This is a genomic window from Shewanella rhizosphaerae (assembly GCF_019457655.1).
Lineage (GTDB): Bacteria > Pseudomonadota > Gammaproteobacteria > Enterobacterales > Shewanellaceae > Shewanella > Shewanella loihica.
The window spans coordinates 751,348-764,556 of sequence record NZ_CP080420.1 but is presented as its reverse complement, the minus strand read 5'-3'; the positions used below and the strand labels follow the sequence as shown (position 1 = coordinate 764,556).

The 13,209-nt window shown below is 56.4% G+C and carries 10 protein-coding genes; 6 read left to right on the top strand and 4 right to left on the bottom strand.

Annotated features, from left to right (window positions below; genetic code table 11):
• Window positions 1-197: 197 nt before the first annotated feature.
• The 3 genes from K0I63_RS03460 (at window position 198) to K0I63_RS03450 (ending at window position 3,242) form a co-directional block, all read left to right on the top strand.
• The gene (locus K0I63_RS03460; RefSeq protein ID WP_220082538.1) at window positions 198-1,124 is read left to right on the top strand and encodes a phospholipase A; all 927 of its coding nucleotides are present in this window, start codon (window positions 198-200) and stop codon (window positions 1,122-1,124) included.
• Between the two features lie 44 nt (window positions 1,125-1,168).
• Window positions 1,169-2,635: a S41 family peptidase gene (locus K0I63_RS03455; protein ID WP_220082537.1), complete on the top strand. Its 1,467-nt coding sequence runs from the start codon at window positions 1,169-1,171 to the stop codon at window positions 2,633-2,635.
• A 76-nt stretch (window positions 2,636-2,711) separates the two neighbouring features.
• Window positions 2,712-3,242: a peroxiredoxin family protein gene (locus K0I63_RS03450; RefSeq protein ID WP_220082536.1), complete on the top strand. Its 531-nt coding sequence runs from the start codon at window positions 2,712-2,714 to the stop codon at window positions 3,240-3,242.
• Between the two features lie 101 nt (window positions 3,243-3,343).
• Here the strand turns inward: K0I63_RS03450 and K0I63_RS03445 are convergent, their stop codons facing one another.
• The 4 genes from K0I63_RS03445 to K0I63_RS03430 form a co-directional block, all read right to left on the bottom strand.
• A complete protein-coding gene (locus K0I63_RS03445) occupies window positions 3,344-5,059 on the bottom strand; it encodes a hypothetical protein (RefSeq protein ID WP_220082535.1) in 1,716 nt (571 codons plus the stop codon).
• 481 nt (window positions 5,060-5,540) lie between these two features.
• Complete coding sequence (locus tag K0I63_RS03440) at window positions 5,541-6,293, bottom strand: phosphoadenylyl-sulfate reductase (protein WP_258406164.1); 753 nt, start codon at window positions 6,291-6,293, stop codon at window positions 5,541-5,543.
• A complete protein-coding gene (gene cysI / locus K0I63_RS03435) occupies window positions 6,286-7,983 on the bottom strand; it encodes an assimilatory sulfite reductase (NADPH) hemoprotein subunit (protein WP_220082534.1) in 1,698 nt (565 codons plus the stop codon). Before cysI ends, K0I63_RS03440 begins: the two co-directional genes overlap by 8 nt.
• A 77-nt stretch (window positions 7,984-8,060) precedes the next feature.
• Window positions 8,061-9,845 (bottom strand): assimilatory sulfite reductase (NADPH) flavoprotein subunit, encoded by a 1,785-nt coding sequence (locus K0I63_RS03430; RefSeq protein WP_220082533.1) that lies wholly within the window; start codon window positions 9,843-9,845, stop codon window positions 8,061-8,063.
• A gap of 331 nt (window positions 9,846-10,176) precedes the next feature.
• On the opposite strand from K0I63_RS03430, the gene K0I63_RS03425 reads away from it, so the two are divergent.
• The 3 genes from K0I63_RS03425 to K0I63_RS03415 are packed head-to-tail and all read left to right on the top strand — an operon-like array spanning window position 10,177 to window position 13,010.
• The gene (locus K0I63_RS03425; protein WP_220082532.1) at window positions 10,177-11,346 is read left to right on the top strand and encodes a Re/Si-specific NAD(P)(+) transhydrogenase subunit alpha; all 1,170 of its coding nucleotides are present in this window, start codon (window positions 10,177-10,179) and stop codon (window positions 11,344-11,346) included.
• Window positions 11,346-11,621: an NAD(P) transhydrogenase subunit alpha part 2 gene (locus tag K0I63_RS03420; RefSeq protein WP_011864469.1), complete on the top strand. Its 276-nt coding sequence runs from the start codon at window positions 11,346-11,348 to the stop codon at window positions 11,619-11,621. Before K0I63_RS03425 ends, K0I63_RS03420 begins: the two co-directional genes overlap by 1 nt.
• Window positions 11,622-11,627: 6 nt before the next feature.
• Window positions 11,628-13,010, top strand: a complete 1,383-nt coding sequence (locus K0I63_RS03415; RefSeq protein ID WP_011864468.1) for an NAD(P)(+) transhydrogenase (Re/Si-specific) subunit beta — start codon at window positions 11,628-11,630, stop codon at window positions 13,008-13,010.
• Window positions 13,011-13,209 lie beyond the last annotated feature (199 nt).

Here is a 13,209-nt window from a genome sequence, read left to right as displayed (position 1 = left end):
AGCGTCATTCTTATTCCATAAAAAATAGAAGTTTATTAGGTTTTATACTTTTTAGTTATTAGTGGGGCTTGGCGAAATTTTCATGAAACAAATCAAGTAGACAGAATTAAAATAGGTGCGCGCGGCGGGCGCAAATGTTACAACATAGCCTAGATTGGAGACGACGCGCTAAGCTTGCGACAAGAGAGGAAACAAGGATGCAAACCACCCAATACCTTAAATGGCTTCCCCTGATCACCCTATGTTCACTGCCTGCAACCTGCCTGGGCGCCGAGCCCACAGAAGAGAAGAAAACCACAGAGGATAGCTCGCTGCTGGACCAGCGCGTCGAAGATGAGCTGGCCACCTCGGAGAGGCCCTTCGTGATCACGCCGCACAAGGTCAACTACATCTTGCCCGTGACCTATAACAGCTCTCCCAATAGGGATCCCTTTGCCGACGAGCTGGCCAAGAACAACTCGGAAATCGATAACCTGGAAGCCAAGTTTCAGATTAGCTTTAAGTTTCCCTTGATGTATAACGTGTTCGGCGACAACGGCCACCTGTTTTTCGCCTACACCAACCAGTCCTACTGGCAGGTGTATAACAAGGATATCTCCTCGCCGTTTCGCGAAACCAACCATGAACCAGAGATCTTCATGCTGTTCAACAACGACTGGCAGATAGGCCCGCTGACCAACTCCTTCTGGGGCGTCGGCGCCGTACATCAGTCCAACGGCAAGTCCGGTGATCTGTCCCGCAGCTGGAACCGTATCTATGGCACCATGGTGTTCGATAGCGGCCCCTTCGCCCTCGCCACCAAGGTGTGGTGGCGTATACCGGAAGATGAGAAAGAGATGCCCGATTCACCCAAGGGAGACGATAACCCGGATATCCTGGATTACATGGGCAACTTCGAGCTCATGGGGGTCTATGGTGTAGACAAACACAGGTTCTCGCTGATGCTGCGCAACAACCTAGAGAGCCCTAACCGCGGCGCGGTGGAGTTTACCTGGAGCTATCCCATCATTGGCAATCTGCGTCTCTATACACAATATTTTAATGGCTATGGCGAGAGTCTTATCGACTACAACGCCCATACCCAGCGGATCGGCATCGGCTTCGCAATCAACGACATTCTCTAACCATAGGCGGCGCGCTATGCCCGCCGCTCGCATTAGGAAGCAGAATGAAATTCGGACACCAGAGCATCATCAATGGCTTCGGCCTCATCATGCTGCTGAGCTGTATTCAGCTGACGGTGATCGCCCTGCGCGAGGAGCCGCCCAAGCCGCAGCTCTCCGCCCGGGAGATGCTGTCTGATCTTAACTATCTGCAACAGCATCTCAGCCAATACTCCGCCAGCGCAGCCGCTTCCCCCCAGCGCTTAGTGAGCCTGGAAACCCAAATCAACAAGGCCCTTGGCCAGCTGCCCCTGGGCGGTGAGCGTCAGCTATTTGCCCAGCAACTGCTTAAGATACTGACGGCCATTGACGATCCCAGCGCTCGGCTCGAGGGTGTTACCGCCCAGGCCTATCTGCCGATCAAGCTGCGCAAGTTAGACGATAAATGGCTGGCGCTGACCCAGGACAATCGCCCACTGGACAGTGAGGCACCCTTTATCACCCATATCGATGGCCTGCCCATCGCCCTCTGGGTAGCAGCCACCCAGGGCTTTCTGCCCCCCAGCCTGGCCGACACGGTAAGCGAACAGGCCAGGTATCTTACGATGATCACCATGCTCAGGCGCGAGATAGGCCTGGCGCCCAGCGAGCACTGTCGCCTCACCCTGAGCGACGAGCAGGGCAACGGCCACCAAGTTAGCCTGGCGCTGACCAGCAAGCCACCTCAGGCGCTCAGTGGCAATGACAATGAGCAGGTCAGTGCCGACCTGCAAGGGGTGTTTAGCCTCCATGACCTGTCGAGCTTCAATCCAGGCAGCCCCCTCGGGCAGCATCTCAAGCACTCGCTGACCAGCCCAGTCACCATATTGGATCTGCGTCAGGCTCATGGCGCGGGCGATGAACTGCTGAAAATGCTGGCCCAGGCATTCAGCCCGGACATCAGGCCGCCGCTACTGGCGGGCTGGCCAGATTCCCTGCAGGCCGTGGCACGCTACAAGAAGGGGCCCAATCTGCGCAGCGACTACCTCAAGCCCCTAGGCTTCCTGCCGCCCGCTAGCCTGAGTCAGGCGGAGCAGTTACAGCTGGAACTACTACGCCCACACCTGCCCGAAGAGGAACCCGGTTTTAGCCCCTGGCAGGCCAAGTTTTGGCACCTGGCCAGCTTACCCTGGTCGTATCTTCCCCGTCCTAAACGGGGTAAGTTGATATTGCTGATCGGCCCAGATTGTCGTCAGCAGTGCCAGTGGGTAGCCCACTTCGCCAAGACCTGGCCAGACACCTTAGTGGTGGGTGAGGCGACGCGGGGGGAATATGGCAGACAGCAGCAGCTCACCCTGCCAAACAGTGGCTTTAAGATAAGTTTCAACGCCACCCAGGTATATGACGCCACGGGCAAGGCGCTATCGGGCGTGCCGACCCAGCCGGATATCGAGCAGCCACTGGATGATGCCGTCTACTGGGAAAACCTGATCGCCCTGTTTGCGCCGGATACAGACAGCCAGGCGCCGACTTCAACTAATACAAGTAACTAATACAAGTAGCTAATACAAGCAGCTAATATAACCAAGCCTACAACTAACACAGCCAACTCACTAAAAAGGATCACACATGAATAAGTTAGTCACCAGACTCCTGCTCGGCATGAGCCTACTTCTCGCCGCACAGGCCAATGCCACCGATCTCAAGGTGGGCGATAAGGCCCCAGATTTCCGCCTACAGGCCACCGACGGCCACTATTATCAGCTCAGCGACTACCTGGGCAAACAGACCTTGGTACTGGCCTGGTACCCCATGGCCAATACCCGAGGCTGTACGCTAGAGTGCAAATCTCTGGTGGAGAAAGGGGAGCTTATCCGTCAGTACAAGGCCGTATACATGATGGCCAGCGTCGATGATCTCGAAGACAACCAGAAGTTTGCCAAGGAGCAGAAGGCCGATTTCCCTATGCTCAGCGACCCCACCAAGGAGACCGCCAAGGCCTATGACGTGCTCAACCTGGTGCGCGTCGCCAGCCGGGTCACCTTCTACATAGGCGAGGACGGCACCATATTGAAAATCGATGAAGATATTCATCCTAAGACGGCCGCCGAAGATATCGCCGCCAACCTGGCTGCCTTAGGCATCGCCAAGGCCGAGTAAGTTAAAATTAGCAATAAAAAAAGCCCCGTGCGCTCAGGCCCCGGGGCTTTTTATTTGCTATGACTTATGTGCAATGACTTATTTGCAACGATGAATGACGCTTAGTCGTTGCGGGTCTCCACCAGGCTGTCGATGACGATCCCCTTGGCAGTGATATCCATCCCCACCTTCAGCTGAGTACGATAATCTTTCAGCGCCTCCAGCTCCTCAGGAATAGGCTCGCCGCTCATGGCCATCAGGTTCATGGCAGGGGTGAACAGCTTGGCGTAATCGGCCGTCATAGAAAACAGGCCATTCGCCGTTGGCTTCTCATCGGCAAGCTTATCGGCGATCGCCTGGCTCTTTTCGCCCGTGTAGATGGTCAGGTGTTGACCCTTAAGCGCCATCTGCGCCCGCACCCCGAGGGATGGCGGCAGTTGCAGCGCTGCGCCAAGGTCGACCGTGCTACCGTCGCTAGGCAGATTGACATTGGCCAGCTCGGGGGCAAACGGCTTCACCATGTTAAACAGGGTCGCCGGGTCGTCCGCCGTCAGGGTAACGATGGCATCGAGATCCTTAAGGGAGATCTCTTGGGTGTCTTGCTCTAGGGCGTAATCCAGCAGCGAGAAGGAGACCCCTTTCACGCCGTTGGCCATACCGGTAAACATGCCGAGCATGGCCGGGCTCTGCCCTTCCATCTCACCCTGTAGCTGCGCCAGCGGCTCACAATGATAGCTTGGGGTAAGCAGATCATCCCAGATCTTAGAGATGCTAGGCACAAACTGATTCACATCCAGGCCAAGGGCCATGGAGAACACCCCAGCGTCTATGCGCTTGGTATGGGCCGGAATAAAGCCGCGCATCTGACTCAGGGCGCCGAGGATCACCTGGTTATTGCTCTCGATAACAGTGCTAAAGCCTATCTTGGCCCGCTTGTTCTTCACCTCGAAATCCGTATAACCGATCACTGTGCGTGGCCAGTTTGCGGCGATGCCGGCCAGCTCGCTTTGACAGGTTTGAGAGCGCAGCTCAACGAAGGGATCATCATGAATCAACTTAAAGATCTTGGTCAGCTGACGCGCCATCTGATTAGCATCCAGGGTGGTGATCGCCTTCACTAACTCCTGATGATTGATATAGCTGACGCTGTCCTTTTTAAAGCCGTGTTTCTTGATGATCTCATCGACCGTACCAGCCTTGGCCAGCGAGTCTTGAACCGGCTTTAGCCCCAGTGCGGTTTCAAGCAGTTCAGGCTCGAGGAAGCTGGTTTCCAGCGTCAGGGTCAGCATGCCCTTGTCGATGGCAAACACCAGATCAACGCGTTCGTTCTCGCCCTCGTCGGTAAGACGATAGGCACGGTACTTGACCTCGCCAAGCTGCTTCGCCGTGTGGGTCAGGCCGCTTTCGGCCTCGGCCTTATCCAGCACCGCCCAGAGATGATCTGGATTGGCGATATCCAGCTTGATCACGGGCAAGACGCCTAAGGTATAGAAATAACTGGTGATTTTCTCGGGCAGGCCGAAGGTATCGATCAGCTGCTGGCCATCTTTCGAGGCGTCGAAGTAACGCTCCAACACCCTGAAGATAAACTGGGCTCTGGGATCCTCGTCCTCAGACAGCAGGGTCTTCATCTCTACGGGATATTGCTTCTGCGCCTCTGGGAGCGCGTCGATATAGTCCTTTATGGGAAAAGGCTCAAACTGTGCGGAAAACAGGGGGGTATCGGCAGGTACATAGGCCAATACCTGATTATCCACCGACTTAGGCGCCTGTTGCATCGCCCAGTAGCCCCCCGCGCCTATGGCAAGGATCGCCGCCGCCACTAATGCCTTCTTCATTCACTAAACTCCCTGTTAATTCGCGCAGCAGTCGGGCCTATCCCAAGCTGGCAAGCACGTAATACCGATCAATGACTTACTTTGATTGGTATAAGAAAAGAATGGGGTCGATATTACTATATAGATGAATAAAAAGGGAAATAAGATTAGCGGGGATATCCCTGGATAGCCGCAGCGGACTATCCAGGGCCTATGGCTATTAATTAGCATGCGCCAGCAGACCAATCAAACATCTAGCTCTCGCCAAGCGAGTTGGGTTTCGATCTTGTCGGCGGCTCTGCCTGTCGCATCAAAGAGGAAGAGAAAGCGACTGGATCCAAGTGGGATCCGATACAGACAACAATCCAAAACCATCTACGGGAACTTACCACTATAGTTCAAATTTCTGTTCTGTGCATAACCCTGTGTAAAAAAAGTGCACAAATCAGAAAAAAGTACTAATTAATCATACTGCTAGTGCAGTGAGATTTACTCCGCAGCGTTAGATCTCATAGTGCAGACCGCACTCACGCTTGAGGCCGTTGAAGCGGGTCTCCTCTTCGGTCATCCCCAGCTCCAGCGGGCGACTCGAATGGGTATCGCCCACCGACACATAGCCCTGCTCCCAAAGCGGGTGGTATGGCAAGTCATGCTTGGTGAGATACTCATGCACATCCTTGTTGCTCCACTCTAAGATTGGCAGCAACTTGTAGCGATCACCGTGGATCGCCAGAATCGGCAGGTCCTCGCGAGTGCTGGACTGGCTCCGGCGCAGGCCAGCAAACCAGGTGCCTACTTCCAGCTCCTTAAGTGCCGTCTGCATAGGAGTCACCTTGTTGAGGCGGTTGTATTGCTCCAGGCCATCCAGCCCTTGTTCCCACAGGCGACCGAAACGAGCCTCCTGCCAGGCGCTGGTCATGGGCGCGCGATACACCTTAAGGTTGAGCTTGAGTCGCTCGGTCAGCTCATCGATAAACTGATAGGTCTCGGGAAACAGATAGCCAGTGTCCGTGAGGATCACCGGGATATCCTGCTGTACCTGGGTGACCAGATGCAGCATTACGGCGCCCTGAATACCGAAGCTCGATGACAGCGCATGGGTGCCCGGCAGGTAAGCCAGGCCCCAGATCACCCGCTCGGCGGGCGTCAGTCCCGCCAGGAAGGCGTTGACTCGAGCCAGCTCTGCGTCTTGCTCCGCCTTGGGCGCGCTAAGCAATGCTTGCAGCGCCTGGGCAGAGATCACTGAATTATCCATGGAAATCCTTAGCGGCATCGATAACCGCCTTCACCACGCCGACACGCACGGTGAAGTTACCAAAGGTTTCGCCAGCTTCACGCTCTTTGACGTAGCGGGCAAACAGTTCGTCCAAGGCCGCCAGAATCTCGGCTTCCTGAATATTCTCACGATAGAGTTTATTGAGGCGCGTACCCTCGAAACTCGCCCCCAGATAGAGGTTGTAGCGTCCAGGCGCCTTACCCACCAGGCCAATCTCGGCGGCGAATGGACGGGCACAGCCGTTAGGGCAGCCCGTCATGCGGATCACTATCGGCTGCTCCAGGAAGCCATGTTTCTCCTGCAGTGCCTCCACCTTGGTCATGAAATCTGGGAAGTAACGCTCGGCCTCGGCCATCGCCAGGGCACAGGTTGGCAGCGCCACACAGGCGATAGAGTGGCCACGGGTCGGGCTGATCAGCTTACCCATCAGGCCATGACTGCGGGCAAGAGCCTCGATCTGCGCCTTATCCTCTTCGGCCACACCGGCGATGATGATGTTCTGGTTGGCTGTCATGCGAAAATCACCCTTGTGTACCAGAGCGATTTCACGCAGGCCGGTCTGCAGCGGTTGTCCCGGCAGATCTTTGATACGGCCCCCCTCGATAAACAGGGTCAGGTGCCAGTGGTTATCCACGCCCTTGATCCAGCCGTAACGATCGCCGCGATCGCCGATCACCACCTCACGCTTAGGCTCAAATTTTACCCCGGCGCGCTGCTCCACTTCTGCCTTAAAGGCCTCAAAACCATACTTGACTATGGTGTACTTGAGGCGCGACTGCTTACGATCTGAGCGGTTACCCCAATCGCGCTGTACCTTGAGCACGGCCTCGGCAAATTTCAGGCAGTCTTCGGCCTTGATGAAACCAAAGTCATCCCCCAAACGCGGGAAGGTCGCGACCTCGCCATGGGTCGAGCCCATGCCGCCACCGGCCACCATGTTAAAGCCCACCAGCTCACCCTCTTCGGCCACGGCGATGAAGCCAAGGTCATTGGTGTAGACATCCACATCGTTATCCGGCGGCACGGCCACGGCCATCTTAAATTTACGTGGCAGATAGGTCTTGCCATAGACAGGCTCCACCTCTTCGCTCTCGCTCACCGCCACCTTGTCATCGCCCAACCAGATCTCGGCGTAAGCCTTGGTGCGTGGCAGGTAGTTGTCCGACAGCTTCTTGGCCCAGTAGTAGGCCTGCTGATGCAGCTTGGACTCTACCGGGTTAGGGTTACACATGACGTTACGGTTCACGTCGCCACAGGCGGCGATAGAGTCGAGCGCCTCTCTGTCCAGATCCTGGATCAGCGTCTTGAGGTTACGCTTAGGGATACCGTGGTACTGAAAGGTCTGGCGGGTCGTCAGACGAATGCTGTTGGAGCTGGTCAGGGTCGAAGCTATCTTATCTACCCCCAGCCACTGCTTAGGCGTACAGACACCACCAGCCACACGGGCGCGCAGCATGAAGCTGTAGAGAGGCTCTAGCTTCTGCTCCTTACGCTCGTTACGCAGATCGCGATCGTCCTGCTGGTAGAAACCGTGGAACTTGATCAGCTGCTGATCCGCGTCGTTGAAGGCACCTGTCAGCGAGGTGTCTAACCCCTCTTCGATAGTGCCGCGCAGGTAGTTGCTGTCGGTCTTTAGGTACTCGTTTACTGATAATTTCTGGTCGCTCATGGCTGCTGCCCTATTGTCTCTTTTGCACCGGCTCTGCCCATGCAAGTTAATCTGTCGGCGACTGGCGCCTGTCTCAATTAATAAACGTCTTTCTGGTAACGCTTGTCGCTGCGCAGGCTCTCGAGCAGGGCCTCGGCCTGCTCTTCACTCTTGCCGCCATGCTGCTTGATCACCTCGATCAGCGCCTGATGCACATCTTTGGCCATGCGCTCAGCGTCGCCGCAGATATAGAGATGCGCGCCGCGCTCGATCCACTGCCACAAGGTCTCGCCCTGCTCCAGTATGCGATGCTGCACATAGATCTTATGGGCCTGATCCCGCGAGAAGGCGGAATCTAAACGGGTCAACACACCATCTTTGAGATACTGCTGCCACTCTGTCTGATAGAGGAAATCCTGCTCGAAGTGCGGATTACCGAAGAAGAGCCAGCTGTCACCTTGGGCGCCTTGGGCCGCACGCTCCTGCATGAAGGCACGAAACGGCGCCACACCTGTACCAGGGCCAATCATGACCACAGGCGTGTCTGGGTTTTCTGGCAGACGGAAGTGGTTGTTCGGCTCCACATAAACCTTGACCTCGGCGCCTTCCTCGGCGCTTGCCAGGAAGTGGGACGCGCCGCCAAAGCGGGTGCCCGAGTCGCGCTCATCAGCCACCAGGGCCACGGTCAGATGTACCTCGCTCTCCACCTCAGACTGGCTCGAGGCGATAGAGTAGAGTCTTGGGGTAATTGGACGCAGCAGCTCGACCAGCTGGAAGGCACCGATATCCACAGGATACTTGGCCACCAGGTCGGCAAGCTGATGCTTGAGGATAAACTGGCGGGTCTGCTCTCTGTCTTCGCTGATCGCCTGCAACTCTTCGTTGCCGCTCAGTTGCGCCCAGTTTTGCACCAGGCCAGGATAGAGCTGGGTCAGCTCGCGCTTCTCTTTGAGGGCTTGGGCTAGAGTCAAGGTCGCGTCACCCAGAGTCACCTCGGCCTCACCATCCAGAGACAGGCCTTGGATGATCTCATCCACCAGGGCGTCGCTGTTACTGAACCAGACGCCCAGGGCATCGCCCACCTGATAGCTCAGGCCCGACTCGCCAAGGTCTATCTCCACATGGCGCACGTCGCGGTCCGAATCGCGGCCGGTGAGCTTCTGACTCACCAGTAGCTCGGCGCTGTAGGGCTTCTGCTTGCTGAAGGCTGAGCTGCTGACTGTGCTGCTTGCGCTACCGATGGAGACCACGCTGGCGCCGGTGCCCACCAATGGCTTGACCGCGCCCAACACGGCTTCTTGCCACTGACTGGCCGCGCTCTCGTAGTCCACATCACACTCGGTGAGCGGCACGATCGCCTTGGCGCCCAGTGCGCTCAGGCGCGCATCAAAATCTTTACCTGTCTGGCAGAAGAACTCATAGCTGGAGTCTCCCAGCGCCAATACGGCATAGTTGAGGGTGTCTAGCTGAGGGGCGCGCTTAGAGGCCAGGAACTTGTGCAGCTCGATGGCGTCGTCCGGCGCCTCGCCTTCACCATGGGTGCTCACCACGGCAAGCAGCAGTGTCTCCTGCTTGAGCTGGCGCGTCTTGTAGTCGGCCATGGAGACCAGATTGACGCTATAGCCCTGGGCCTGCGCCTTCTCTGCCAGCTCGGTGGCGATACCGCGGCCGTTACCTGTCTGGCTGCCGTAGAGAATGGTGATGGTCTGCTGGGGCGCTTGCTGCACCTCGCCGGCCACGCCGCTCAGTTCGGCCGTGGCCGACAGGTAACCGCCTACCCAGGCAAGTTGCACGGCGTTGAGTTCAGAGGTGAGTTGCTTAAGCTTATCCACCTGCGTCGCAGACAGAGGAGAAGCCAGTGATGAAAGCTCTTTTAACAGCATGGAAGACGGCCCTATAACAGTGTAATTAGCCTAGCTTAGTGGCTTAAGAGAAAAGCAAAAAAGAATAAAATCTAATTTTTAATTCATTTTTGGAATATGCAAAGGTCATAATTTGAGCTACAAAAGTGAGAGTGGTGAGCGATATTTGCTTAAGCTGTGCCCTTAACCACAGAATTTGAAATGAAATTTTGTGGACTGGCGCAAACTTTTTGCTCCGACCAGTGCACCAGCGCTGATTATGAAAAATTCGCGCTTGTGTCTAAGTCCAGACTCGCCACAATAGCGAGCCAACAATTCAAACGACGTCTGTCCCCAACTAAGAGGTTTCTCAGTGAAACTAGGTCTACCTAAAGAGAGCCATGCCGACGAAAAACGCGTTGCGTTGATCCCGGCCAATGTGACTCGGTTAATCAAAAAAAACCTCCAAATTCTCGTGGAGAGCGGAGCGGGTCTCGCTGCGGGCTTTAGCGATCAAGCCTATCAGGAAGCAGGAGCCGTTATTGCCAACAGAGACGAGGTACTCGGCGCCGATATCATCACCCTGGTCAACCTCAAGGGTGAGCAGTTCGAGGAGATCAAGGCCAAGGCGAAGCCCCAGCAGCTGTTTATCGGCATGATGGATCCCCTGGCGCAACCGGAAAATGCCGCCGCCCTGGCCCAAACAGGTACCAGCGCGTTGGCACTTGAGCTGGTACCGCGGATCACCCGCGCCCAGAGCATGGATATCCTCTCCTCCATGGCCACCATCGCCGGTTACAAGGCCGTGCTGCTGGCCGCCCATGAGGCGCCGCGCATGTTCCCTATGATGATGACAGCCGCCGGTACGCTCAAACCCGCCCGCGCCTTCATCATGGGCGTCGGCGTCGCCGGCCTACAGGCCTGTGCCACTGCCAAGCGCCTGGGCGCCGTGGTAGAAGCCTATGATATTCGCCCGGCCGCCCGGGAGCAGATCCTCTCTGTAGGTGCCAAACCGGTTGAGCTGGATCTGGAAACCGAGAACACTGAAACCAAGGGTGGCTACGCCGCCGAGCAGAGCGATGATTTTCTCAAGCGTCAGCAGCAGGCGATGGCCAATGTGCTGGCCCAGCAGGATATCGTCATCACCACGGCCGCCATCCCAGGCCGCAAGGCGCCCGTGCTGATCACCAAGGAGATGGTGGATGCCATGAAACCTGGCACAGTTATCGTCGACCTTGCCGCCGAAACCGGCGGTAACTGCGAGCTGACGGAGCTGGACCAGACCGTTGTCCACAACGGCGTTACCATACTCGGGCCCTCAAATGTGCCGGGCAGCGCCGCGACCCACGCCAGCCAGATGTATGGCACCAACATAGAGAACCTGCTCAAACTGATCGTCGACAATGAAGGCCAGTTAAACCTGGATTTCGACGACGAGATTGTCCGCGACACAGTCGTGGCCCATCAGGGTGAGGTGGCTAACGCCAGATTACGTGATCTGTTATCACTGCCGCCACTTGCGGCAACAGAGGAGGCTCAATAATGGAAATTTTATTACTACTGACCCTGTTCGTGGTGGCAGTATTCCTTGGGGTTGAGCTGATCACTAAGGTGCCGCCGACCCTGCACACGCCGCTGATGTCGGGCTCAAACGCCATCTCGGGGATCTCCCTGGTCGGCGCCCTGCTCGCCGCCGGTTCAGGCGCGGGACTCTGGGTCAATGTGCTGGGCTTTATCGCCGTGGTACTGGCCACCATCAACGTTGTGGGTGGCTACATGGTCACCAACCGTATGCTTGCCATGTTTAAGAGGAAATAAGCCAACATGAGTATGACGATTATCTATCTCGCCTACCTTGTGGCTGCGAGTCTGTTTATTTTAGGGATCAAGGGGCTGACCAAGCCGCGCACAGCGGTGCGTGGTAACCAGTTGTCGGCCCTGGGTATGTTTATCGCCGTGGTGGTGACTCTGCTGGATAAGAGCATCTTAAGCTATGAGTGGATCATCGCAGGTATCTTGCTGGGGGGTGCCATAGGCGCCGTAATGGCCACCAAGATCCAGGTGACCGCCATGCCGCAGATGGTGGCCCTGCTTAACGGTTTCGGTGGCGGCGCCTCGCTGTTTATCGCCCTGGCGAGCTTCCTAGATCCCGATTCGGCGACTCATGTGGTGGCGCTGATCTCAATCGGTCTGACCGTGCTCATCGGCTCTGTTACCCTGTCTGGCTCCTTCGTGGCGTTTGCTAAGCTGCAGGAGCTGATCTCGGGCAATCCAATCCGGGTGCCGGGCAACAAATTTATTAACGCCAGCCTGTTGATCGCCGCCTTGGTGCTGACCGTCGCCGTGGTCACCACACCAAGCAATCCGACCTTCATCTACGCCCTGGTGGCCGTATCGCTATTACTGGGTCTCTTCCTGGTGGTGCCTATCGGCGGCGCCGACATGCCAGTGGTTATCGCCCTGCTGAACTCCTACTCGGGGATCGCGGCCGCGACCACAGGTTTTATCACGGGCAACACAGTACTGATCGTCTCGGGTTCTCTGGTTGGCGCCTCGGGCATCATCCTGACCCAGATCATGTGTAAGGCGATGAACCGCTCACTGTTTAACGTGCTCTTCGGCGTCATGGCCGAAGGTGGCGAGACGGTAGATGCCGACGAAGTCTATGCCGGTAAGGTGACCTCCTCCTCGCCGGAAGAGGTGGCCATGTTACTGGAAACCGCAGAGCGCGTGGTGATCGTCCCTGGTTATGGTCTGGCGATGGCTCAGGCGCAACACGCGGTGCGCGAATTGGCCTCGGTACTGGAGGCGCGCGGCGCCCAGGTGCTGTACGCCATCCACCCGGTTGCCGGTCGTATGCCTGGCCACATGAACGTGTTGCTGGCCGAAGCAGAGGTGCCCTATGAGCAGCTGATCGAGATGGATGAGATCAATCCCCAGTTTGAACAGACAGATGTGGCCATCGTCATCGGTGCCAACGACGTGACCAACCCTATGGCGCGTGAAGACAAGGGCAGCCCTATCTACGGCATGCCGATTCTCAACGTCGACAAGGCCCGTACCGTGGTGGTCGTCAAGCGCTCACTCAGCCCGGGCTTCGCCGGCCTGCCTAATCCGCTGTTTGCCAAGGACAACGCCCTGATGTTGTTTGGCGACGGTAAGAAGGCGATTGTCGATCTGACCCAGTCCCTCAAAGAAGCGGACTAAGCGCACAAAATCGAAAAAAGGCCGTTTAACGGCCTTTTTTATTGCCTGTTGAAAATAAAATTAGATAAATCTTATTGATTAGTTTGCAGTTTATTTTTTACCCGCCACCGCCTTGCTTTTTGGTGGAAAGTTATCTAAACATTTCGGCTATACTTAGCCTGAGAGGCCGCGCTTTGGCCGGGTGAATCGCTTGCATATT